We start from the raw sequence: 25911 nt of genomic DNA, 5'->3' as shown, positions 1-25911 counted from the left end.
AAAAAAATATGCAAAAACATTTGCGAAACCAAAAAGTTGCGTATATATTTGCAACCAAATAGTTTCGTATTTATTTTTAGATATAAAATAAATAAATTGAAATTAGAAAATAGTAAGTTTAAACCTTAAAAGACAAACCAATGAGCACATTAAAATTTGATTTTACCGTAGATAAAAAAGCACAAACCGTTTACATCACTAGAGAATTTGATGCAAATTTAAATTTGGTTTGGGATGCTTTTACCAAAGCCGAACTCTTAGATCAATGGGTAGCACCTGCTCCTTTTCAAGCAAAAACCAAATACATGAATTTTACCGAAGGGGGCAAACGCTTCTATGCTATGGTAAGTCCAGACGGTCAAGAAGGTTGGATCATTCAACAATACAAATCCATTACTCCAAAGACCAATTTTCAATTCTTCAATACGTTTGCCGATAAAGATGAAAACCCAGCCCCAACAGGCTCCGATTGGGATTTCACTTTTACAGAAGAACAGGGAAGAACTACAGTCGCAATCACCATTTACAATGAATCTTTAGAACGTATGGAGCGAATGATCGAAATGGGCTTCAAAGAAGGCTTCAAAGCAAGTTTAACCAACTTAGAACAATTAATCCAATCCTTAAAATAAGGAAACATAATAGCAATCCTATTCAAAACCATCTGCAAAATTTGTTTTGACAGATGGTTTTCAATTATGTCACTTCGAGCGCAATCGAGAAGCCTTATTTATAAAAATGCAATGTCACTTCGAGCGCAGTCGAGAAGCTTTATTAAAAAACACAGTGTCACTTCGAGCGCAGTCGAAAAGCCTTATTTTAAAAAAAGCCCTTGTCACTTCGAGCGCAGTCGAGAAGCCTATCTAAAACAATAATTCCCCCCATCCGTCAGTTCGAGTGTTTTTATGGAATGCAATGGAATAAAAATGTATCGAGAACGTAAACACCTCTTTATTACAATCAAACTTTCTATCAAATCAAACCGATGATTTTTCTATTTTATCACTTCAACCACACCATTGTCACTTTAAGCGCAATCGAGAAGTTTTATTTATAAAAATTCCCTGTCACTTCGAGCGCAGTCGAGAAGCCATTCTAAAACAATAATAAATTCAACCATCCGTCAGTTCAAGTGTTTTTATGGAATGCAATGGAATAAAAATGTATCGAGAACGTAAACATCCCTTTATTACAATCAAACTTTCTATCAAATCTAACCGATGGTTTTTCTATTTTATCACTTCAAACATTCCAGTGTCACTTCGAGCGCAGTCGAGAAGCTTATCTCTAAAACACATTATTCTTGCAAGATTTGAAACAAAAGTCTAGATTTGAAAAAAATAAAGCATTACTTTTTATAAAATAACTTTATCCATTTAAAATGACACCAGATAACATTAATTACAATGCTGAAATAAATTACGCTTCAGTTCTCGATAGAATCAAATCAACCACTATAGATACAATCACAATTGTTGGAATCATTTATTTATTAAGTGAAATTCTTAACGATATGAATAACACTTCCGATACCTTACGTATCATATTATTTATCGCTATTGTAATGTATGAACCTATCTTTATCACATTAAATGGCACGTTCGGAAATTACAGAAGCAATATTAGAATTCGAAAAAATAACGATACAACTAAAAAACTTAACTTTTTTCAATCTTTATTTCGCTTTGTCTTAAAATTTTCCTTAGGTTGGCTATCACTTATTTTCATTTTACTTAATAACAAAGGAAGAGCCCTGCATGATATTTTTAGTGGCAGTGTAGTAATAGCTTTGGAAGAAGAATGAAATAAATAATGCTTTGAATTACTACTTTACTATATGCTTTTAAATTTGTAAAAAAGTAACATTACATGTCCCTATATCAAATTACGCAATGGTGTTTTTTTGGCTTTGGAGTCTACAACCTCATCTATTTACTTTGGAAACATATCTCCTATCTTAAAAATAAAATCAATTTACAAGCCATTGATAAAGCAGCAACGGCAACACTTATTTTAGCCGGATCCATTTACACACTTACTTTTGTAACCGATTGGATATTTATTTTTATCCATTCCGAATCAGAGGAAAGCCAACACCTATTCAGTCGCTTAAAAGGTCCTTATGGCTTTTCATTATATACACAACAACTCAGTTATATTTTCTTTTCATTAATCTTCTTGCTTAAATTTGTAAGAAAGATAAGCCTATTGCGCCTTATTTTTGGTTGTATCTTAATGCTTAACTTTGAAAGAATAGTAATCATTACTACTTCAATACATCGCGATTATTTACCCAGTTCTTGGACTATGTACCAACCTTTTTGGGGTGCATTTATAATAGATTGGTTACTCAAGTTCATTATCTTCTGTAGTTTTACAACCGTTATTTATTTTATTCAAAACAGAACAAAAAAGTAAAAAATTAAAAACAAATGGTATAAAAGCAGAAACATATCAAAAATTCACTATAACTGCAACCACACCAGTGTCACTTCGAGCGCAGTCGAGAAGCCTCAGCTATCAAAAAAATTTTGCAAGTATAAAAAGGAAATCTTACATTTAAAAAAACAAAACCAACATGAAAAGAGCATCACTACTCCTACTACTTTTAGTACTTATTTCCTGCACGCCTAAAAAAGAAAATACCACAGAAACAACTCCAGAAAACAATGCGCTGCAAGATACTGTAAAAGTAACTGAAGAAGTAGTTTCTGAAGAAAATACAGCTACAGAAGTTAACGACACCCCTGCAACTGAAATCTCAAATGAAGACTACTACATTTGTTATACCGATGATGATGTTCCTACAAGAGTCATTTGGATTCGTTTTACCAAAGAAGGAAAAGCACTACAAGTGAAATATAAAGGACAAAAAGAAGCCATCAATGTAGTTTTCGTTAGTGAAGAAGTGTCAGAAGGTGGTGCGTATCCTACCATCGAATCCAATTATGATGAAATCTACAACGGTACTAAAAACGGTACCTATACACTTACCCATTCTGGTGCTTGGGACTATGTAACCTACACTCGCGAAAAAGATAAAAAACAATTCCATTTTACTATCGATCATAACGCTGATCCGTATGGAAAAGAACCTTGTTTTTAAATTTTTAATTGGATAGTCCTAACATCCTACTTTACTTTCAAACAATAAACCACATATAAACCCCAAAACCCTCGTTTATGGGGTAAACGAGGGTTAAAAATCTAAAACTTAACTATAAAACAACTAAACTACTAGGTCAATTATGGTAATCTAAAGCAAAAAGGAATCTTTATATTTACCTTTCTTTTAATTACATGGTAAAGATACAACACCGCATTCTTGTATCTTTTTATTTTAGACAAACCCGCTTAAAAACCTCGACCAACAACCTCTTCCTGTAGACGAATGGTAAAATAAATAGTCATCCTTTTTTAAAAGAAAATAGGGAAAAAGTTAGATCTCTATTACAAACGTTAAAAAAATCTAAAATTCAAATCCCAATACCAACCTAAAAGGTTATTCTTGCTATATTTAGTCCCTTTAACTAAACCTAATCCAAAACAATCGTATGAGAATTTGTTCGCTCTTAGTTGTTTTTTTACTATCATTTATTGGAAACGCTCAAGATTACTTTCCTAAAAATGATGGTGTAAAACAATCCTTTAAAAACCATGTTGCCATTACCCATGCAACTATTTATGTGTCTCCCACACAAAAATTGGAAAATGCCACGCTTTTATTTAAAGATGGTAAAATCATTGAAGTAGGAACGAATGTTACCCTTCCTAAAAACGCAACCCTTATCGATGCTACGGGTAAAACTATTTATCCTTCTTTCATCGACATCTACAGTGAATTTGGTATCGATAAACCACAACCTGCTCCTAGAAGAGGTTTCGTAACTCAATACGATGCTTCTAGAGAAGGATATTATTGGAACGACCACGTAAAACCCGAATTCAACGCGTACGAAAACCTTAAGTACGATGATAAAGCTGCTGGTTCACTTCGTGAAATTGGTTTTGGAACTGTTCTAAGTCATTGGAATGATGGCATCATTGCTGGAACTGGACTTCTATGGACTTTAAACGATAGCGATAATAACTCCAAACGAATTTTAAATACGAAAATTTCGCAACACTTTACTTTCGACAGAAGTAAGTTAAGCAATCAAAGTTATCCTTCTTCTTTAATGGGAAGCATGGCTTTAATTCGTCAAGTATACCATGATGCTAAATGGTATGCAACAGGTGCTTCAAAAACAAAAGACTTATCGTTAGAAAGTTTCAATGCCAATAAAAACCTAATCCAAATTTTCAATGCGGGTGATATCTTAAACAAATTAAGAGCGGATAAAATCGGAAAAGAATTTGGTGTAAACTATATCATTAAAGGTAGCGGAGACGAATTCGAAAAGATTGCCGAAATTAAAAAAACAGGAGCAACGTATATCATTCCTTTAGATTTCCCTGAAGCGTATGATGTTTCTGATCCTTATTTGGCGCAGCAAGTCAGTTTAAGTGATATGAAATTTTGGAACCAAGCACCTTTTAATTTAAAAATCTTAGCCGAAAACAATATCAACTTTGTGTTAACCGCTAATGATAATAAAAAACCTAAAGACTTTTTAGACAATCTTAGAAAAGCTGTTTTATATGGTTTACCCAAAGAAAAAGCCTTAGCTGCATTAACGGAAACACCTGCTAAAATCTTAAATCAATCAGATGCATTAGGGGTGTTGAAAAAAGGAGCTTTAGCCAACTTTATTATTGTTTCTGGAGATATTTTTGACGATAAAAGTACCATTCATGAAAATTGGGTTCAAGGAAATAGAAACATCTTAGACAAAATGAATGTGGATGATATTCGCGGCACTTATGATTTGGTGTTTAACCAACAAACATTTGAGCTCGCTATCACTGGTGAAGTAGACAAGTTAGAGGCAAAAATTAGTAAAGACAGTATCAATTTCGGAACGAAATTAACGTATAAAGAACCTTGGATTACTTTAGTAATCAAAACGAAAGATACCACTACAACTTCTTTTTATCGCTTAACAGGTATAAAAAATAAAACTACTTTAGAAGGAAAAGCAGTACTTGAAAATGGTGTAGAAACGAATTGGACAGCAACTAAAAAAGAGGCTTCTGATAAAAAAGAAGACAAAAAAGAAGACAAAAAAGACGATAAAAAAGTCCCAGAAATGGTTCCTGTTACTTATCCAAATATTGCTTATGGAAATTCGGTAAAACCAACGCAAGAAACTATTTTATTTAAAAACGCAACGGTTTGGACGGGAGAAAAAGAAGGAACCCTTACAGAAACCGATGTATTAATTCAAAATGGAAAGATTGCACAAATTGGTAAGAATCTTTCGGCTCCAAATGCAAAAATCGTAGATGCAACTGGTAAACATTTAACAGCGGGTATCATCGATGAACACTCGCATATTGCTATTTCTAGAGGTGTGAATGAGGGTGGCCAAAATTCCTCAGCAGAAGTAACAATTGAAGACGTAGTAAATTCTGATGATATTAATATTTACAGAAATCTTTCTGGTGGTGTTACTTCAGCGAATCTATTACATGGTTCTGCTAATCCAATCGGAGGTCGTGCTGCCTTCATCAAATTAAAATGGGGTTATACTCCAGATGAAATGCTGGTAAAAGACGCACCTAAATACATCAAATTTGCTTTGGGTGAAAATGTAAAACAATCTAACTGGGGAAGCGGTCGTTTTCCACAAACCAGAATGGGTGTGGAACAAGTATATGAAGACTATTTCTCGAGAGCATTGGAATACAAAAAAGAATGGGCAGACTACAATGCAAGCAAAGCAAAAAACAAAGTAGCGCCTCGTTTTGATATTGAAATGGAAGTTTTAGGACAAATTTTAGACAGAAAACGATTCATTACCTGTCACTCTTATGTACAATCTGAAATTAATATGTTAATGAAACTAGCAGAACGTTTTAATTTCAAAATCCAAACGTTTACGCATATTTTAGAAGGTTACAAAGTGGCTGATAAAATGGCCGAACATGGTGTAGGCGGTTCTACATTTGCAGATTGGTGGGGTTACAAATATGAAGTAAAAGACGCAATCCCTTACAATGCAGCCTTAATGAACGGTCAAGGTGTAGTAGTCTCTATCAATTCAGATGATGCCGAAATGTCTCGTCGTTTAAACCAAGAAGCAGGAAAAGCAGTGAAATATGGGAATGTTTCAGAAGAAGAAGCATGGAAATTTGTCACCTTAAATCCAGCTAAATTATTACAAGTAGACGATAAAGTAGGTAGTATTAAAGTAGGTAAAGATGCCGATGTGGTGCTTTGGACTACAAATCCATTATCTATTTATGCCAAAGCAGAAAAAACCCTAGTTGACGGAATTGTTTTCTACGATTTAGAAAAAGAAAAAGCAACACTAGCCTCTATTCAGAAACAGAGAAGCGAATTGACAAACAATTTATTAGAAGCTAAAAATAAAGGTTTAAAAACTCAGGCTCCTAAGAAAAAAGATGTGGGGCATTACCATTGTGATACCTTAGGTGAAAACTGCGTGGTTTCTCATGCTAAATATCAATAATTTGTAAAGTACGAAATCTTATGAAAAAATATATATTCCTATTAGCAGTCAGTTGTTTTGCCTTTGGCCAACAAACACCTGCTCCTAAACAAACCCAAACGATTTTAATTACTGGTGGAAAAGCGCATTTAGGTAATGGAAAAGTAATTGAAAACAGCATTATTTCTATTAAAGAAGGCAAAATTGCGATGATTCAAGATGGAACCAATTTTAAACCAGAAAAGCATGATATTTATATTGATGCTTCTAAAAAACATATTTATCCTGGTTTTATTGGTGCCAATGCTACACTAGGTCTCGTTGAAATTGATGCTGTTAAAGCTTCTGATGACGAAAGTGAAATGGGCGAAATGAACCCACACATTAGAAGTATTATTGCTTATAATACAGAATCTGGTTTAGTAGAAGCTGCCAGACCTAATGGTGTTCTATTAGCACAAATTGCACCAAGAGGCGGACGTATTTCTGGAACTTCTTCTGTAGTACAACTAGACGCTTGGAACTGGGAAGATGCTGTCATTAAAGAAAATGATGGGATTCACTTAAGTTGGCCAAGAAGTTTTTCTAGATCAGGTTGGTGGGCAGAACCAGGTGGTATCGAACCTAATAAAAATTATGACAAACAAGTTACAGAAATTCAAGATTTCTTTAATGATGCCAAAGCTTATTTTTTAGCCAATCCTGCTGTAAGAGATATTCCATATGAAGCAATGAAAGGCTTAGATACGGGTGAAAAAACACTTTTTGTACATGTAGATGGAGAAAAAGAAATTGTGGATGCTATCGTATTTAAAAAGAAAAATAACATTCAAAAAATGACTTTAGTAGGTGGTTATTACGCTTTTAAAAACATTCCATTATTAAAAGAAAATAACGTTTCTGTTCTATTAAGACGAGTGCACGACTTGCCTTTATTAGAAGATGAAGATGTAAATCTACCTTACAAAAATGCTAAGTTATTAGACGATGCAGGAATTTTAGTGGGTCTTCAAAACGCAGGAGATATGGAACGCATGCAAATTAGAAATTTACCTTTTTATGCAGGAACTTGCGTAGCTTGGGGAATGGAAAAAGAAAGAGCATTGCAGTTAATCACTTCAAATACTGCTAAAATTTTAGGTATTGAGACACAATACGGTTCTCTAGAAGTTGGTAAAAGCGCTACCTTATTCATTTCTGAAGGCGATGCATTAGACATTACTTCCAATCAGGTTACTCAAGCTTTTATTGATGGTCGTAACATTAGTTTAGAAAGTCATCAAACGGAGTTATATGATCGTTATAAAGAAAAGTTTGATGCTCAAAACAAAAAGTAAAAATAACTAGTTTTACATACTAAAAATCTCACTTTCATTCTTGAAGTGAGATTTTTCATTTATAGGAAATACAATTATCTTTTGTAATTTTGTATTCAAATAATTTCTTTGATGAAACAAATTACTTCTGTACAAAATCCATTTATCAAATCGTTAGTTCAATTACAAGAAAAAGCTAAAACTAGAAAGCAAACCGGCACTTTTCTTATTGAAGGGAAAAGGGAAATTGAATTAGCCATTAAAGGAGGCTACATATTAGAAACCCTGCTTTTCTGTCCAGAAGTAATGCAAAATGTCGATTATAAGATTTTTGACAGTTCCATTGTTGAAAAAATTGAAATTTCAAAAGAGGTCTATCAAAAATTAGCGTATCGAGACACCACCGAAGGTATTTTGGCTGTAGCCCAATCCAAAGCATTGCATTTATCCGATTTAAAATTAAGCAAAAATCCATTAGTATTAATTGCAGAAGCTCCTGAAAAACCTGGTAACATAGGTGCTTTATTACGAACCGCCGATGCGGCTAACATTGATGCCGTAATTATTGCCAATCCCAAAAGTGATTTATACAATCCCAATATTGTACGCTCTAGTGTAGGTTGTTTATTTACACGTCAAATAGCAACTGGAACTTCAGAAGAAGTAATTACCTTTCTACAAGAAAATAATATTAATTTTTATAGTGCCACTTTACAAAATTCTAACGAATATCATAAAGTAAATTACACCACTCCAACTGCAATAGTCGTAGGTACAGAAGCAACCGGTTTAACGGAAATTTGGCGAAAAGAAAGCACTCAAAACATCATAATTCCCATGCAAGGAGAAATTGATTCCATGAATGTTTCAGTAGCTGCTGCCATTTTACTTTTTGAAGCTAAAAGACAAAGAGGTTTTTAAAAATTGGATATAATTGATTAATCTGACCTCTTCACAATATTTCTCTAATTACTAATCTCTGATTTCTAAATTCCCTATTGCACAATCCATAACTTTGTTATAACTTTAACTGTTATAAAATTGCCCTATGACCGAGATTGATTTTGAAGCAGAAAACAAGGCTATTGCTCAAGAGTATAAAGAATTACTTCGCATTAGTTATCAAACACTTACAACAGAAGATAAAAAGTTAATCCGAAAAGCTTTTGATGTTGCCGTAGATGCACATAAAGATCAAAGAAGAAAATCTGGTGAAGCTTATATCTTCCATCCTATTGCTGTGGCTAAAATTGTAGCTTCAGAAATTGGTTTGGGAGCAACTTCTATTGCTGCTGCTTTAATGCATGATGTGGTGGAAGATACCGATATTACAGTGGAAGACATTTCCAAAATGTTCAATCCGAGTATCGCCAAAATTGTGGAAGGGCTAACCAAAATTGCGAAAGTAAAAACCGATCAAGACGTGTCTATGCAAGCGGAAAACTTCCGTAAAATGTTGCTCACGCTTAACGACGATGTTCGTGTAATTCTAATCAAAATTGCAGACCGCTTACACAATATGCAAACCATGGACAGCATGGCAGAATACAAGCAAGCTAAAATTGCTTCGGAAACCTTGTATATTTATGCTCCGCTTGCCCATCGTTTAGGTTTGTATAACATAAAGACACAACTGGAAGATTTAGGGTTAAAATATACCGAACCAGACGTTTACAAGGAAATTGTTAGTAAAATAAAAGAGACCAAACAAGAACAAGATGCCTACATTAAAACCATTTCTGATGTGTTATCTAAATCTTTAGAAGAGGAAGGCATTGATTTTACTATAAAAGGACGTCCAAAATCGATTTATTCTATTCGAAGAAAAATGCGCGTACAAGGCGTTACTTTTGATGAAGTATACGATAAATTTGCTTTGCGTATTATCTATAAATCCAATCCTCATGATGAAAAATTCTTAGCTTGGAAAATCTATTCTGTGGTAACCGATCATTACCGACCAAGTCCGAGTCGTTTGCGCGATTGGATTTCGTCACCTAAATCAACTGGATATGAAGCGTTGCATATTACCGTGATGGGACCAAAAGGAAGATGGGTAGAAATTCAAGTGCGCAGCGAACGAATGGACGAAATTGCGGAAAAAGGTTATGCTGCACATTACAAATATAAAGGTGTAGGTGCAGAAGAACATGGTTTAGAAATTTGGTTGAACCAATTAAAAGAAGCTTTAGAAAGTCAAGCTGCTAACGCCGTAGATTTTGTAGAAGATTTCAAACTCAATTTATACTCTAAAGAGATTTATGTTTTTACTCCAAAAGGAGATTTAAAATCGCTACCCAAAGGAGCAACTACTCTAGATTTTGCTTTTAGTATTCACACCGATATTGGTGCCAAAACCAGAGGAACTCGTGTCAACGGAAAATTAGTTCCCTTAAATTATGTTTTAAACAGTGGTGATCAAGTAGAAGTAATTACATCGCCTAATCAAAAACCTACCGTTCAATGGCTAGACTATGTAACCACTTCAAGAGCAAAAAATAAAATTAAGAATTCCCTTAACGAGAATACTAAAAAAATTGCAGAAGAAGGTAAAGAAATTCTAAATCGGAAATTGCGTCATTTAAAAATCACTTTAAACGAAACCACCGTAAATGAATTAGTTAATTACTTTAAATTACAAACGAGTTTAGACTTATTCTATCGGGTGGGAATTGGCGCTATCGAAAATCAGAAATTAAAAGACTATGCTGCTCAAAAAAGCAATACGCTGGTTAATTTCTTAAAAAAACCATTCAATAGAACCAATGCTACCAAACCTGAGCAAATAGAAAAAAACGAAATCAGCAAAAAATATGACATGCTGGTTTTTGGTTTGGAACAAGAAAAATTAGATTACAAACTTTCAACTTGTTGTAATCCGATTCCTGGTGATGATGTTTTTGGTTTTATAACGATTAGCGAAGGTATTAAAGTGCATCGAAAAGATTGTCCGAATGCAATTAGCTTACAGTCGAATTATGCGTACCGAATTATTCCAGCCAAATGGATAGATTCTAGTCAAGAAGAATTTAGAGCCATGTTAAATATAACAGGAATGGATACTTTAGGTTTAACCAATGAACTTACCAAAGTAATTTCTAACCAAATGCATGTAAATATTGAAAATATCGCTCTAAGTGGAAAAGCAGGTGTTTTCAATGGAAAAATTACAGTAATTGTACCAAACAATACGATTTTAAAACGCTTAATCGATAATATTAAAAAAGTGGATGGAATTGATAAAGTAACGCGCATTTATCAAAATTAACCCTCAAATACAAAAACAAAGGAATAGATTTTCTCAAACTTATCAAGAAGTTTTGTTAAAAAAAAAGTACAACCACTAGGTAGTAAAGTTTAACTTTACCTATCTTTGCGTTTATTTAGTTAACCAAAATGGAAAACAATAAAAATCAAGAAATTGTAAAAAACGTATTTACCAAATACCTTGAAGAAAAAGCACATCGAAAAACTCCAGAACGCTATGCTATTCTTCAAGAAATTTACAACTCAAAAGAACATTTTGATATCGAATCTTTGTATATCAAAATGAAAAACAAAAATTACCGTGTAAGTAGAGCTACACTTTACAATACGATTGAATTACTTTTAGAATGTGGTTTAGTACGACGCCATCAATTTGGACAAAATCAAGCGCATTACGAAAAATCGTACTTCGATAAACAACACGACCATATTATCATGACCGATTCAGGAGAAGTTATTGAATTTTGTGATCCTAGAATTCAACAAATTAAACAAACTATGGAGGAAATGTTTGGCATTGATATCCAAACGCATTCCCTTTATTTCTATGGTACAAAAAAAGAAAACAAGAATTAAAACAACTGCTTAAATAGACTAAACGACAAACAACTAAGATTACAATGACCGTAGATTTATTATTAGGACTCCAATGGGGTGACGAAGGAAAAGGAAAAATCGTCGATGTATTAACTTCAAAATATGACATTATTGCTCGCTTTCAAGGCGGACCCAATGCAGGTCATACTTTAGAATTTGATGGAATAAAACATGTTTTAAGAACAATTCCATCAGGAATTTTTCACAAAAACGCCATTAATATTATTGGAAACGGTGTTGTTATAGACCCAGTAGTATTCCAAAAAGAATTAGAAGGTCTTGAAAAATTTAACATGGATGTAAAATCTAAATTATTCATTTCCAGAAAAGCACACCTTATATTACCAACACACCGTCTTTTAGATGCGGCATCAGAAGCTTCAAAAGGAAAAGCAAAAATTGGTTCAACTTTAAAAGGAATCGGACCAACTTACATGGATAAAACAGGCAGAAACGGTTTACGTGTAGGAGATATTGAATTAGAAGATTTTAAAATACGTTATCGCGCTTTAGCTGATAAACATGAAGCTATGATAGCCTTCTATGATGTGGATTTACAATACGACTTAAAAGAAATGGAAGAAGAGTTTTTTGATGCAATTTCTGGATTAAAAAAACTAACTTTCATTGATAGTGAAGAATATTTAAACCAAGCACTAAAAGAAGGAAAATCTATTTTAGCTGAAGGCGCTCAAGGATCTTTATTAGATGTTGATTTTGGAACCTATCCATTTGTGACTTCATCTAATACTACAGCTGCGGGTGCTTGTACAGGTTTAGGAATTGCACCAAATAAAGTAAAAGAAGTATTTGGAATTTTTAAAGCATATACTACACGTGTAGGTAGTGGCCCATTCCCTACTGAACTTTTTAATGAAGCCGGACAAACCATGGCTAAGGTTGGTAATGAATTTGGAGCTGTTACAGGTCGTCCTAGAAGATGCGGATGGTTAGACCTTGTAGCTTTAAAATATGCAGTTCAAGTAAATGGTGTAACCCAATTGTATATGATGAAAGGTGATGTACTATCTGGTTTTGAAACTTTAGATGTTTGTACCGCTTACAAATACAAAGGAAAAGAAATCCAACATTTACCTTACAATATTGAACCCGAAAATGTAGAACCTATTTTTACTACTATGAAAGGGTGGCAAGCAGATTTAACAGGAATGACAACTTACGAAGAACTTCCAAACGAACTAAAAGAATACATCGAATTTATTGAAAAAGAACTAGAAGTGCCTATTTCAGTTATTTCTGTTGGACCTGATCGAAAACAAACGATCATTAAATAAAACAAAAAACGCTTTCCTTTGAAAGCGTTTTTTATTATAAAAATATCTTAATAACAATCGCTTTCTGTTCTTTTTACTTATTTTTGACCCAAAATAAATAGTTTGAAAAGATTTACTTATTCTATTCTAAGTTTTTTCCTTTTAGGAATGATTGCCTTCGCGCAAAAAAACACTCCTGAATCTAAGAGTAAACCCATTACTCAAGAGTCGGATAAAATTATTATTGAGCATTCTGATTTTATTGATATGAATCAATATGAGATTCCAGGAGCTACTGTATTTACAGGTAACGTTAGAGTTATTCATAAAGGTACCAAAATCAATTGTAATAAAGCTTATTATTTTACAGATGAAAATTATGTAAAAGCATTTGGTAATGTACAAATCAATCAAGGAGATTCCATTACCATGAATAGTCGTTATGCCGAATATGATGGCAAAGATGAGTTTGCTTTTGCAACAGGAGATGTTAATTTAAGGTCTCCAGAATCAACTTTAACTACTGATACTATTTTCTTTGATAAGAAGAAACAAATTGCCTTTTATAATAGCTACGGCACTATTATAAATAAAGAAAACACCTTAAAAAGTAAATCTGGTCGTTATTTTGTAAGTTCTAAAAAATATCAGTTTACTTCTGCCGTTACAGTAACCAATCCTAAAGCAGTAATTAAAACCAATCATCTTGATTTTTACGAGAATTCAGGTCATGCCTATGTTTTTGGGCCTTCAACAATTACCAGTAAAGATAATGTGATTTATACCGAAAATGGATTTTATGACACGAATAATGACATTGGTAAACTTCAAAAAAACAGTAAAATAACCTACGACAATAAAATAATAGAAGGAGACGATTTATATTATGACCAAAAAACCAATTTTTCACGAGGGATTAATAATGTAAAAATCACAGACACTATTAATAATATGGTGGCCAAAGGTCATTATGCTGAAATGTATCGCAATACTGAAACCAGAAAGGATTCTATCATTTTAACGAAAAGAGCTGTTGTTATCACAAAGGTAGAAAATGACTCGTTATACATGCATGGTAAAAAAATTCTGGTAACAGGCCCTCCAGAAGACCGAGTAATTCGTGCTTTTAATAACGTTCGTTTCTTTAAAACCGATATGAGTGGAAAATGTGACTCTATTCATTCGAACAATAAAACAGGTTTAACCCAACTTATAGGCAATCCTGTTCTTTGGAACAACGATAATCAAATGACGGGAGATGTAATGCATTTAATTGGCAACAATAAAACGGAGCAATTAGACTCTTTAAAAGTGATTAACAACGCCTTTATTGTACAAAAAGACTCGTTAAGTGAAAACGGATACAATCAAATTAAAGGACAATACTTGTATGGCAAGTTTAAAGAAAACAAATTAAGCGAAGTAGATGTTGTAAAAAACACTGAAGTCATTTATTATATGTACAATGACAAAAATGAATTAGTTGGAATTGATAAAAAGGTATGTAGCAAACTTAATTTTGTATTTGAAAACAACCAAATTGTTTCCCAAACTGCCTTTAATAATGTAGAAGCGAAAACCTATCCCGAAAGTGAATTTCCAGAAAACGCCAGAAAACTAAGAGGCTTTATTTGGCGTGGAGACGAAAGAATTAAATCGAAAGAAGACATCTTTCCTGAGGAAGAAAATAAAATACACCAACAAATTTTATTAGAAAGCAAGAAAAAAGCTTCTGAGCAAGACATACCTATGGAAGTACTTCCAGAAACATTAGATTACGATAAAGAGCACCCTAAACCTAAGGAAAAAGTCAAAGAAACGAACGAAAAGAACAAGTAATAGTATTCCAAATGACTATGATAGATGATTTTTTTAAATACCAAGCTCAAACTTCTCCACACCCTTTAGCTTTAGAAATTTCACATGCTGAAGGAAGTTATATTTATGATTCAAACGGAAAAGCCTATTTAGATTTTGTAGCAGGTGTTTCCGCTAACACTTTAGGACATCAACCCAAACGGGTAAATCAAGCTATAAAAGAGCAGCTCGAACGCTATTCTCATGTAATGGTTTACGGAGAATATGCACAAAAACCCGCTACAGAATTATGTAAATTATTAGCTTCACTCCTACCTGAACCATTAAATAAAACGTATTTAGTAAATTCGGGAACCGAAGCTATTGAAGGTGCTTTAAAATTAGCGCGACGCGTTACGGGTAGAAGCCAACTCATTTCTTGTCATCATGCATATCATGGAAACACCATGGGAAGCATGAGTGTGATGGGTTTTGAAGAAAGAAAACAAATTTTTCGACCTTTAATTCCAGATGTGGATTTCATAACTTTCAACAATGAGGCAGATATCCAAAAAATAACCACTCGAACGGCTGGTGTACTATTAGAAACCATTCAAGGTGGTGCTGGATTTATTCAACCTGAAAACAACTATTTAATAAAAATAAGAAAACGTTGTGACGAAGTAGGTGCTGTTTTAATTTTAGACGAAATTCAGCCTGGTTTTGGTCGTACTGGAAAATTATTTGGTTTTCAAAATTACAATATGATTCCTGATGTTGTAGTAATGGGAAAAGGAATGGCAAGTGGAATGCCTATAGGTGCATTTACTGCTTCTTCAAAAATGATGGATTTATTAAGTCATGATCCAAAACTAGGCCACATTACTACTTTTGGAGGTCACCCTGTTATTGCAGCTGCAGCTTTAGCCACCCTTCAAGAAATTACAGAAACTAATTTAATGGCAGAAGCACTCGAAAAAGAACAACTCTTTAGATCTTTATTAGTACATCCTTTACTTACAGAAGTGAGAGGTAAAGGATTAATGCTCGCTGCCATGACAGAAAGTCCTGAAATTACCAACCAAGTCATCTTAGAGTGTCATAAAAGAGGATTGATTTTATTTTGGCTTTTGTTTGAAGGCAAGGCTATTCGTATTACACCTCCCTTAACCATTTCAAAAGAAGAAATTAAAAAAGGATGTGGCATTATTCTTGAAGTATTAAATGAAGTACAGGAATTACAAAACAAAAACAATTCACACTAACTTGTTTGGTTTTAAAATTGTTAATTAAATTGTTTAAAACAATTCGTACTAAAATTGCATTACCCCATAAAATGTCTTACTTTTAATATAAGACAAAACCCATAAAATTGATTGCTTATGAGATTGAGTCATGAAGAAGAAGAGAACAACTTATCCTTATCTAAGTTTGAATCAATGTTAAAAACGAACAAAGTGTTTTTCTTTGATTCTGAAGAATTTGAAGACATTATTCTTCACTATATGGATACAGGTCGAATGAATTTAGCAAAAAAGGCATTAAAACTTGGTCAAGAGCAACATCCAAAATCGACTGGTTTACGATTGGTTCAAGTAGAGATGTTGATCTATGAAGACCGATTAGATATTGCTGAAAAATTATTGTCTGAATTATACGCTATTGAACCTACCAACGAAGAAATCTACATTCAACAAGCTAATATTTATTCGAAAAGAGACCAACATGAAAAAGCAATAGAATCGTTACAAATTGCTTTGAAATTCACAGATGACTATGCTGATGTCTATTCTATGATTGGAATGGAATATTTATTTATGGATGAATTAGAAAAAGCAAAAGATTATTTCATTAAATGTTTAGAAGAAGATCCTGAAGATTATTCCGCATTATACAACATTATCTATTGTTATGATTTTCTAGACCAAAACAATGAAGCTATCGCTTATTTAGAAAAATTTATTGATAGAAAACCTTACAGTGAAGTGGCTTGGCATCAATTAGGAAGACAATATTATGCCTTGAAAAATTATGAAAAATCGGTATGGGCATTTGATTATGCAACACTTATTGATGAGTCTTTCTTAGGTGCTTACTTAGAAAAAGCGAAAGGGTTAGAAAAACTAAAAAAATACCAAGAAGCAATCGACTGTTATACCATCACTATGGAATTGGATGATGCAACATCTTTTGCTTTATTACGTGTGGGCAAATGTCATGAAAAATTAGGTAGAAAGGACTTGGCATTGAAGTTTTATCTACGAACTGTCCATGAAGACCCATTGTTAGACAAAGCTTGGATTGCCATAACTGACTTTTACATTCGTCAAAAAAACTTCCAAAAAGCCATTTATTATGTCAACAAAGCCTTAGGAATAGATAGTGATAACAGTTTATATTGGAAACGATATGCTGCTATTAATCACGGACTTCAATTTTATGAAGAAGCGGAACTTGGCTACAGAAAAGCTTTCGAAGCAGGTGATATTAATTTGGATACTTTTGTTCTTTGGTCTCAAATGTTACAAGAATTAGGTGAATATGAAAACGCTATTGAAATTTTATTACAAGCAAGTGAGGTGTTTCCTGATGAATTTGAGATTGAATATCGTTTAGCTGGCCTCTATCATTTGACTAAAGAAACCAAAAAAGGAAATTTTCACCTTAATAACGGATTGCGAATTAATTTTAAAAATCACACCATTATTCAAGATCATTTTCCTAATATGTGGAAGAAAAAAACAGTTCAAAACATCATTGAAAAATATAGAAACTAATTAATAGTTTCTCTAAATTTGTCATTCAGTTATAAAACCATTTCTAGCTGAATGACATTTATTTTATAAAAGCATGAGAAAACTTTTTCCCGATTATATATTAATCACTCTAAAAGGTATTGCTATGGGTGCCGCTGACGTAGTCCCTGGCGTTTCTGGAGGCACAATCGCATTTATTTCTGGTATCTATGAAGAATTAATTGAGAGTATTAATAAAATCAATTTCTCAGTAATCAAAGGGATTAAAGAAAACGGAATAAAAAATACGTGGGCAGCCATTAATGGTAATTTTTTAGTCGCTCTTATTCTAGGAATTGCCATTAGTGTGGTAACTTTCTCAAAAATAATAATCCATCTTTTAGACACCCAACCTATTGTAGTTTGGTCTTTTTTCTTTGGATTAGTTATCGCCAGTATTTTGTTTATTTGGAAAGAAATTTCAACTTGGTCTTGGAAAGCTATTGTATCATTACTCATTGGCATTGTAATTTCTTATTATATTACTATTGCAAAACCTACCGAATCACCAGATAGTTATTGGTATCTTTTTATATCTGGTTTTTTAGCCATTATAGCCATGATTTTACCTGGTGTTTCAGGAGCTTTCATATTACTTCTAATGGGTTCGTATCAAACTGTTATTGGAACCATCAATCAACTCAGAGAAGGTCTTTCTACAGTAAATTTTGAAATTATTAGTAATGCGTTATTAAAATTAGGAACCTTTGCGATTGGAGCAATTTTAGGCTTGAAATTATTTTCAAAAGTACTAACTTGGATGTTTTCCAATCATAAAAATACTACTTTAGCCTTACTTGTTGGTTTTATGATTGGTTCCTTAAATAAAATCTGGCCTTGGAAAGAAGTGATTGAAACTCGAATTAATAGTCACGGAGAAACAGTCCCGTTTCTAGAGAAAAGTATTCTACCACAAAACTTTCAAGGTGATCCACAAATTTTAACAGCTATAATTATGGTTATTTGTGGATTTATGTTAATTTTCGGATTAGAAAAAATAGCGAACCGATTAGGAAAAAAATAAGCTATATGTCAAAAAAGAATAAAAATAAAAAGCAAATTAAATTTGGGCTAATTGGAAAAAATATTAGTTATTCCTTCTCCAAAAAATACTTTACCGAAAAATTTCAATTACTTCATTTTGACAATTGTGAATATCTTAACTTTGATATTGCAAGCATTAAAGATTTTCCTAAAATTCTTTCAGAAACTAAAGGTTTAAAAGGATTAAATGTTACCATTCCATATAAAGAAGAAATTATCCCGTATTTAGATAAACTATCTAAAAACGCAAAAATAATTGGAGCAGTTAATACTATTACGATTTCAAAAAAGAAAAAATTAAAAGGACACAATACCGATTATTATGGATTTAAAAAAGCTATCAAACCTTTACTTGATACCCATCATAAAAAAGCGCTTATTTTAGGAACTGGCGGTGCCAGTAAAGCCATTGCATTTGCCTTTAAGAAGTTAAAAATTGAATATGATTTTGTTTCTCGAAATCCAAATGAATTTCAATTAGGTTATGAAGAGTTAAACCAAGAAATTTTTGAAGAATATCAAATTATTGTAAACACTACACCTGTAGGAACACATCCTAACATAGACGATGCACCTCCTCTAGATTATCATTTATTTACAAAAAATCATATCGCTTTTGATTTAGTATATAATCCTGAGGAAACCTCGTTTTTAAGAAAAGCCAAAACACAAGGAGCTAAAACAAAAAATGGTTATGAAATGCTTCTTTTTCAAGCAGAAAAAGCTTGGAGTATCTGGAATGGATAAGATATTGGTATACCCAATTAAAACCTCCATAAGCTTTATAAAATTCAAAATCTTATTCTATGAATCATTATTACAGATAATTTCGTCTCTGAAGATTCAATTTATTTTATAGAAAACACAAGAACAGATTCATTAAAGCGTATTCTAACATATAAAAATACGGGTTTTTCTTTGAATTTTGCACAGCCTTTAGTATCTTCGGTCGCAATTAGTAACCTTAAGCATGTAATGATGTTAGAAGAAAAGAATGATAACCTGCAAAACGCAGATGGACAAAAAGAGCAAGAGTCTCAAGAAAATGTAATCACTATTAATCAATCTGCTTTAGACGAGATTGATAATTCCAACGCAGAAGAAAACGAAGACGACTCTATTCAGGATAAACATATTATTCCAATGTTAGACTACGATTCTCTTACTATGGAAGAACTAACTACTGAATTAGATAAGTTAGTCCACAACCATAAAGTAATGGCAATTAAAGACCATGTAGAAGAAATCAGAAAATCGTTCATGAATCAGTACCATCATTTAATTGATGAAAAACGAGAGGAATTCAATGAGTCTAATACAGATGAAACGGCTACTTTTGAATATCATTTCCCTCTAAAAAATAAATTTGATGCGGTTTATGACGACTATAAAACCAACAGAAATAATCATTATAACCAATTACAAAAGAATTTAAAAAACAATCTTACTGTTAGAAACGAAATTATTGAAGACTTAAAAAATTTAGTTGACGGTACAGATGAAACACTTTCTATTGCTGATATGTTTAAGAAATTAAACGACATTAGAGAGCAATGGAAAAATGCAGGTGCAATACCAAGAGACAAATACAATATTGTTTGGAATAACTTCCATTTTCATATTGAACGCTTTTATGATTTAATCCACCTCGACAAAGAGGCGCGTGATCAAGATTTTAAGAATAATCTTGAACAAAAACAAGCTATCATTGAGCGAGCAAAAGCTTTGTTAGATGAAGCAGATATTTTAAAAGCTTTTCGTGAATTACAATTACTTCACCGTATTTGGAAAGAAGAAATTGGTCCAGTTGACCGAGAACATAGAGAAGCAATTTGGAATGAATTTAGTGAAATAACAAAACAAATTCATGATAGAAGAGAAGCTTTTTTTGGTCAGGCTAAAGAAAGAGAAGTAGAAAATTTAGCAAAGAAAAAGGAAATTATTGCTCAAATTGTTACTTTAGGAAATGAAGATATTCAATCTCATAATGGTTGGCAATCTCAAATCAAAAAAATGGAAGCTTTACGTGAAAGCTTCTTTAAAGCTGGTAAAGTTCCAGCAGAAGTTACAGAAGATACTTGGGCTGCTTTTAAAACTGCGGTGCGTAATTTTAATGTCAATAAAAATGCGTTCTATAAAGATATCAAACATGAACAACAAGAGAATCTATCTAAAAAATTAGCTTTAGTTGAAAAAGCGGAATCTTTAAAAGACAGTGAAGATTTTAAAGCGACAACTCCAATTATGAAGCAAATTCAAGAAGATTGGAAAAAAATTGGACACGTACCTCGGAAGTATTCTGATAAAATATGGAAAGACTTTAAAGACGCTTGCAATCATTATTTTGATCGCATGCACGCAGTTAGAAATGCTGAAAACGAAGATGAAGTTCAAGCGTTTGACAATAAAAAAGAATATTTAGAAAATTTAAAATCTTTTGAATTAACGGGCAATCATAAAACCGATTTAGACGCGATTAAAGCTCATATTGAAGCTTGGAAATCCTTTGGAAGAGTTCCTTTCAACAGAAGACATATTGAAGGGAAATTCAATAAAATTTTAGATGCTTTATTTGAGAAGTTAAGTTTATCTAAAAAAGATACTGAGATGATGAAGTTTAATGCTAAGTTAGATCAGTGGGTAGAAAATGATGATAATCGATCTTTAGAAAAAGAACAGTTTTTCATTAGAAAGAAAATAGATGAAGTTCAAAATGAAATTTTCCAACTAGAAAATAATATTCAATTTATAAGTAGTAGTTCAAAAGGAGAAAATCCATTTATTAAAGAAGTTGAAAAAAATATTGAAAGACACAAAGACGAATTAAAACTTTGGAAGGAAAAATTAAATAAATTAAGAGATATCTAAAACGCTTATTTTTAAAAAACCAATCCCATTAAATGTTCCATTTAATGGGATTTTTTTATTCCTATAGATGCAGTAATAAGAAGCCGTTTTTCAAAAAGTACGTATAAATACGTATAAAAAAAGGCAAAAAATACGTATAAATACGTATTGTAAAATAAAAAACAGAATCCTAGATTTGAAAAAAGAAGGTTAGTCTATTTTTCGAGTGTACACTTTTTTATTGCTATTAGCCCAAAATAATCAATAAAATTTTACCCTATGAGAGATTTAAAAATTAACATTCTGAATGAAGACGGACAATTGATGGGATTCTTAATCGATCGAGAAATCATGAGTGGTCTTTACATTACTTTTGATTACAATAAGGTAGCACAAAACTATGAAAGTTTTAAGATTAACTATCAAAAACCGAGAAAATCGGAACTTAATAGTGTGGTTTTTAATATGGATGATATTACCGTAATAAGTACTCAATTGGATGCAGACAATCATGTACAGTTCCTATTTGAAGAAAACTTATCCTTAAAAAAATTAAGGAAAGTTCCCGAAAATATTATTCCTTCATCTTTTAAAAAAATAATTCGTTCCGCTTACAAAACATTTTGTGAAAAAGAATTTATAACGGGTGTAGCTTCATAATTATTTATAGATTGCTAGATTAGTTTCTAAAAGTCATTTAGAGTGAATGTTTTTCATTTTAAATGACTTTTTTTATAGTATTCTTTTACTAAATTCGTAATATTGTTCGGACTGAAAATCCTTTAATAATAACTTATTTTTAAAGGTTTCGTTTATATAAATGAAATCATAATAATACACACTTCATAAATTTTAGGCAACATGCTACAACTTAACTTCTCTCCTTTTCCTGTCTTAGAATCAGAAAGATTGCATTTTAGAGCTCTTCGCGATACTGATGTTAATGAAATTTTCGCATTAAGAAGCAACCCAGAATTAATGCAATACATTCCCAGACCACTACTTACAAAGCAAGAAGAAGCATTAGAGCATATTAAAATGATTCAAGATAAAATCGAAAGTAACGAAGGAATTAATTGGGCTATGACTGAAAAAGACAATGATAAGCTCATCGCTCTTATCGGTTTCTACAGAACCCAAAATGAAAATTATCGTTCGGAATTAGGATACATGCTTTTACCCGAATATCAAAATAAAGGATACATTACAGAAGCCATCCAAACGCTTTTAAACTATGCCTTTACAGAAATGGGGCTACATTCAGTAGAAGCTATTATCGACCCAAGAAATCTTGCTTCTGAAAAAGTATTGCAAAAAAATGGTTTTAGAAAAGAAGCGCACTTTGTAGAAAATTGCTATCATAATGGAGAGTTTCTAGACAGCGTACATTATGGCATCTTAAAACAACAACATAGTAATGATAGTAACACTAAAAAATAAATATTTATCTGCTTCCATACATTCAAAAGGAGCAGAATTACAAACGCTAGTTAAAAATAATTGTAATTACATTTGGGAAATAGATACAGACTATTGGAATAAAACATCACCCATTCTTTTTCCAATAGTTGGTCGATTAAAAGAGGACACTTACCTTTATGAAGAGAAAGAATATCAGCTTTCACGACATGGTTTTGCAAGAGATTATGAGTTTTCTGTTATTCACCAAACCGATACGGAAACCATTTTCTCATTCACTTATAACTCTGAAACTTTAGTAAAGTTTCCATTTGAATTTGAACTTCAACTCAGTTACACTTTAAACGAATCTTGTTTGACCATTGGCTATCAAGTAAAGAATTTAGGAATTTCAAAAATGCCATTTTCCATTGGAGCGCATCCAGCTTTTGCTATTCCAAATGCATTTGAAGAATACAAATTGTGCTTTAATAAAAAAGAACGTTTTGAAAGTTACGTACTTGAAAACGATTTATTTTCTGGTCAAACCAAAACTATAACATCAGTTGAAGAATGTATACCACTGGAGTATCGTTTATTTGAAGAAGATGCCTTGGTTTTTAAAAATCTCCATTCATCCGAAGTTACACTATCCCATCTTAATAAACCTATCTTAAAAATGGATTATAGGGAGTTTCCTTATTTAGGCATTTGGACCAAAAATAAAGCTCCTTTTCTTTGTATCGAACCTTGGTTAGGATTGGCCGACCATAAAGACACATCTGGTCATATTCAAGAAAAAGAAGGTATACAATGGTTAGCTTCGAAGTGTAATTATGAATGCAAATTTTCAATTGAAATCTATTAAATAAAAAAGAGCTGATAGGAACAGCTCTTTTTTATTATATAATTTTATGTATTCTATTTAAAGGAATTACCACTCCTTGTTTCAAAATAATCCGATTATCTGTAACACCCCAAATCGTAGTTTCTGTCATTTTAAGGTTCGTATCGTCTTCAAAATAAATTTTCATTTTTAGATGTTCTAAATTCCCTAAAGCTAAAGCTCGGTCTAAATCATTCTTTCGTTGTATTACATCCTCTTTATCAAGTAACACTTCTTCAGTGGGGAAATGCAAGGAATGAATAAGCTCTTTGTCGATTTGTTGGCATTCTAAAATCATAGTAGGTTGGTTTTTGGGGTTAATAGAAATAAATATACAAAAAAAATATTAGGATGAATAAAAATGTTAAAAAAAACTCTTTAATATTTTTTTAAAAAATTATTCATTATGAACGAGTTAGCATTAATAACATTCTTTTACTAACATTAAATTAGGCATCAGAAGTAAGTATAAAAAAACAAAAGCAGATTCTAATATCTTAGAATCCGCTTTTGCAAGAATTAATAATTGTATGAAATCTATTGTTTTATTGCACAGCTAAAGCCGCATTAATATTACCATAACCGTATTCTGAACTTCTATTTGGATATAAAGAAGCAGATTGCTTTAGTTTATTTAAAACTTGATCTTTGGTCCAACTCGGATTTTTTGACCAAACTAAGGCAGCTATACCCGCTGTAGTAGCTGTTGCAACAGAAGAGCCACCTACATAATCCGTTTGATTTTCGTAATAGCTTAATACAGGTGCCGTATTCCCTGAAGCAGAACGCTCCATTACCACAGTAAAATCAATTTTACTTCCTGAATGACAATTCGAACATTTATTGTAACCTGATCCTTCTTTAATACCTGTAACAGCAACAGTTTCATTCATCCAAGCTGGAAAAATTACACCTACAAAATTAGTAAAACTAGTTGAAGTTCCTCCTGCACAAAAAATGAGTTTTCCTCTGTTATTAGCATAACGTACGCCATCTTCAATTCTACCTACAGAAAAAATATGTCCCATAGACATCGAAATAATTTTAACAGAAGAGTTATTTCCTAAACCTACAAAAGCATTTTGAACACCTTTTTGTTCATGATAACCTTCTAAAACAACATTTGCTGCAGCTCTATAAGAAATTAAATTAGCATTATACGCAACGCCTACAGGTAAGCCTTTATTATTTCTAGGTGCTGTAGCAGTGGCTGTCATACTAGTACCATGGCCACATTGATCATTTGGACCATCTGTAGAAGTAGACCATGGCCAAATAGAATCTACATAGGTGCCATATTTTTGTACACTTCTACCATTTGAGTCTCCGTTATTAAAATTACTACCTAATAAAGATTGATTAGGAGAAACACCCGAATCAATAACACCAATAGTAATACCAGAACCTGTACTTTTACTCCATGCATTTGGAATATTATGTTTGTAAAAACTCCATGGCACCTTAGCATTTGGAGTAATTGATGTATAATCTGCTGTACTTAAGGTTTGAGAATCGAATCCGCATCCGGAAGATCCTGAACTTGAACTTCTTTGAGCTCCGTTTTCTTCTTCAAATTTAAAAAAGCGATAATCCGCTGGTTCTACATACCTCACATTTTTATTATTTCGTAAAGCATATAGTGTTTTTTGATCTTTCACAATTACATCAATAATATTTAAAACAGGATCATTATATATCAAAAGTTTTTCAGCAGGATTCGATTCATTTGCTTGAATACTATTCAATAATTGCTCTACAATTTCTTTACTTTGATTAGAAGCTGATTTTTCAAAATCTGTAGTAGAAGTACCATAACCAATTGTTACTAAATTTTGCCCATGTTGGGAAGCACTCCATAATAGTTGCAAGGATGCATTTTTCCAATAAAATTGACCTGTTTGTTGTAAAGTGCTTTTTATTTCATCATTAATTTGTTGCGGAGATAATAATTTCTGATTAAAATTTTGTACTTCTTCAGCAGTGTTTTTTTCAATAGAATCTTCTGTACATGCTACATTTAAGCCAAGAACTGCCAATAAGCATATCTTGAATACTGTTTTTTTCATATTTGTTTGTTTACTGTTTGAAATACGAATTTATGAATTTTTTATATAAAAAAATATTAATTGCGTAATT

Annotated in this window: 21 protein-coding genes; 19 read left to right on the top strand and 2 right to left on the bottom strand. The window is 32.3% G+C overall.

What is annotated here, in order from left to right; all coding sequences use genetic code 11:
• Positions 1 to 140: 140 nt before the first annotated feature.
• The 19 genes from NHF47_RS08580 (at position 141) to NHF47_RS08490 (ending at position 23757) form a co-directional block, all read left to right on the top strand.
• Positions 141 to 632 carry an SRPBCC domain-containing protein gene (locus NHF47_RS08580; protein ID WP_252764526.1) on the top strand — a complete coding sequence of 164 codons (492 nt, stop codon included), beginning with the start codon at positions 141 to 143 and terminating at the stop codon, positions 630 to 632.
• Between the two features lie 749 nt (positions 633 to 1381).
• On the top strand, positions 1382 to 1804 hold the full coding sequence (locus NHF47_RS08575) for an RDD family protein (RefSeq protein ID WP_252764525.1): 423 nt from the start codon (positions 1382 to 1384) through the stop codon (positions 1802 to 1804).
• A gap of 65 nt (positions 1805 to 1869) precedes the next feature.
• Positions 1870 to 2418, top strand: coding sequence for a hypothetical protein (locus NHF47_RS08570; protein ID WP_252764524.1), 549 nt, complete (start codon positions 1870 to 1872; stop codon positions 2416 to 2418).
• Positions 2419 to 2578: 160 nt separating this feature from the next.
• Positions 2579 to 3106: a hypothetical protein gene (locus tag NHF47_RS08565; RefSeq protein ID WP_252764523.1), complete on the top strand. Its 528-nt coding sequence runs from the start codon at positions 2579 to 2581 to the stop codon at positions 3104 to 3106.
• A 448-nt stretch (positions 3107 to 3554) separates the two neighbouring features.
• Entirely contained in the window at positions 3555 to 6575 is a 3021-nt protein-coding gene (locus tag NHF47_RS08560; protein WP_252764522.1) for an amidohydrolase family protein, read from the top strand.
• Positions 6576 to 6595: 20 nt separating this feature from the next.
• On the top strand, positions 6596 to 7891 hold the full coding sequence (locus NHF47_RS08555) for an amidohydrolase family protein (RefSeq protein ID WP_252764521.1): 1296 nt from the start codon (positions 6596 to 6598) through the stop codon (positions 7889 to 7891).
• A gap of 111 nt (positions 7892 to 8002) precedes the next feature.
• A complete protein-coding gene (locus NHF47_RS08550; RefSeq protein ID WP_252764520.1) occupies positions 8003 to 8791 on the top strand; it encodes an RNA methyltransferase in 789 nt (262 codons plus the stop codon).
• A gap of 127 nt (positions 8792 to 8918) precedes the next feature.
• Positions 8919 to 11138, top strand: a complete 2220-nt coding sequence (locus NHF47_RS08545) for a bifunctional (p)ppGpp synthetase/guanosine-3',5'-bis(diphosphate) 3'-pyrophosphohydrolase (protein WP_252764519.1) — start codon at positions 8919 to 8921, stop codon at positions 11136 to 11138.
• Between the two features lie 128 nt (positions 11139 to 11266).
• On the top strand, positions 11267 to 11713 hold the full coding sequence (locus NHF47_RS08540) for a Fur family transcriptional regulator (RefSeq protein ID WP_140998934.1): 447 nt from the start codon (positions 11267 to 11269) through the stop codon (positions 11711 to 11713).
• Between the two features lie 44 nt (positions 11714 to 11757).
• Positions 11758 to 13029 (top strand): adenylosuccinate synthase, encoded by a 1272-nt coding sequence (locus NHF47_RS08535; RefSeq protein ID WP_252764518.1) that lies wholly within the window; start codon positions 11758 to 11760, stop codon positions 13027 to 13029.
• A gap of 147 nt (positions 13030 to 13176) precedes the next feature.
• Positions 13177 to 14847, top strand: a complete 1671-nt coding sequence (locus tag NHF47_RS08530) for an OstA-like protein (RefSeq protein WP_374670177.1) — start codon at positions 13177 to 13179, stop codon at positions 14845 to 14847.
• 17 nt (positions 14848 to 14864) lie between these two features.
• The gene (locus NHF47_RS08525; RefSeq protein ID WP_252766074.1) at positions 14865 to 16070 is read left to right on the top strand and encodes an aspartate aminotransferase family protein; all 1206 of its coding nucleotides are present in this window, start codon (positions 14865 to 14867) and stop codon (positions 16068 to 16070) included.
• A 117-nt stretch (positions 16071 to 16187) separates the two neighbouring features.
• Positions 16188 to 17582: a tetratricopeptide repeat protein gene (locus tag NHF47_RS08520; RefSeq protein ID WP_252764516.1), complete on the top strand. Its 1395-nt coding sequence runs from the start codon at positions 16188 to 16190 to the stop codon at positions 17580 to 17582.
• A 73-nt stretch (positions 17583 to 17655) separates the two neighbouring features.
• The gene (locus NHF47_RS08515; protein WP_252764515.1) at positions 17656 to 18624 is read left to right on the top strand and encodes a DUF368 domain-containing protein; all 969 of its coding nucleotides are present in this window, start codon (positions 17656 to 17658) and stop codon (positions 18622 to 18624) included.
• Positions 18625 to 18629: 5 nt separating this feature from the next.
• A complete protein-coding gene (locus tag NHF47_RS08510; RefSeq protein WP_252764514.1) occupies positions 18630 to 19391 on the top strand; it encodes a shikimate dehydrogenase in 762 nt (253 codons plus the stop codon).
• A gap of 231 nt (positions 19392 to 19622) precedes the next feature.
• Positions 19623 to 21512, top strand: coding sequence for a DUF349 domain-containing protein (locus NHF47_RS08505; protein ID WP_252766073.1), 1890 nt, complete (start codon positions 19623 to 19625; stop codon positions 21510 to 21512).
• A gap of 258 nt (positions 21513 to 21770) precedes the next feature.
• A complete protein-coding gene (locus tag NHF47_RS08500; RefSeq protein ID WP_140998926.1) occupies positions 21771 to 22151 on the top strand; it encodes a hypothetical protein in 381 nt (126 codons plus the stop codon).
• Between the two features lie 201 nt (positions 22152 to 22352).
• Positions 22353 to 22931: a GNAT family N-acetyltransferase gene (locus tag NHF47_RS08495; protein ID WP_252764513.1), complete on the top strand. Its 579-nt coding sequence runs from the start codon at positions 22353 to 22355 to the stop codon at positions 22929 to 22931.
• A complete protein-coding gene (locus NHF47_RS08490; RefSeq protein WP_252764512.1) occupies positions 22909 to 23757 on the top strand; it encodes an aldose 1-epimerase family protein in 849 nt (282 codons plus the stop codon). The genes NHF47_RS08495 and NHF47_RS08490 overlap by 23 nt, the downstream gene beginning before the upstream one ends.
• A gap of 34 nt (positions 23758 to 23791) precedes the next feature.
• Here NHF47_RS08490 and NHF47_RS08485 read toward each other — a convergent pair whose 3' ends face one another.
• Both NHF47_RS08485 and NHF47_RS08480 read right to left on the bottom strand, forming a co-directional pair.
• Positions 23792 to 24073 carry a hypothetical protein gene (locus NHF47_RS08485; RefSeq protein WP_252764511.1) on the bottom strand — a complete coding sequence of 94 codons (282 nt, stop codon included), beginning with the start codon at positions 24071 to 24073 and terminating at the stop codon, positions 23792 to 23794.
• 247 nt (positions 24074 to 24320) lie between these two features.
• On the bottom strand, positions 24321 to 25841 hold the full coding sequence (locus NHF47_RS08480) for a S8/S53 family peptidase (protein WP_252764510.1): 1521 nt from the start codon (positions 25839 to 25841) through the stop codon (positions 24321 to 24323).
• Positions 25842 to 25911: the final 70 nt, after the last annotated feature.

The sequence above is a fragment of the Flavobacterium sp. NRK F7 genome, from assembly GCF_024054195.1.
Classification (GTDB): Bacteria; Bacteroidota; Bacteroidia; order Flavobacteriales; family Flavobacteriaceae; genus Flavobacterium.
The sequence above is the reverse complement of the archived record's forward strand: the minus strand, read 5'-3'. Positions and strand labels throughout refer to the sequence as shown.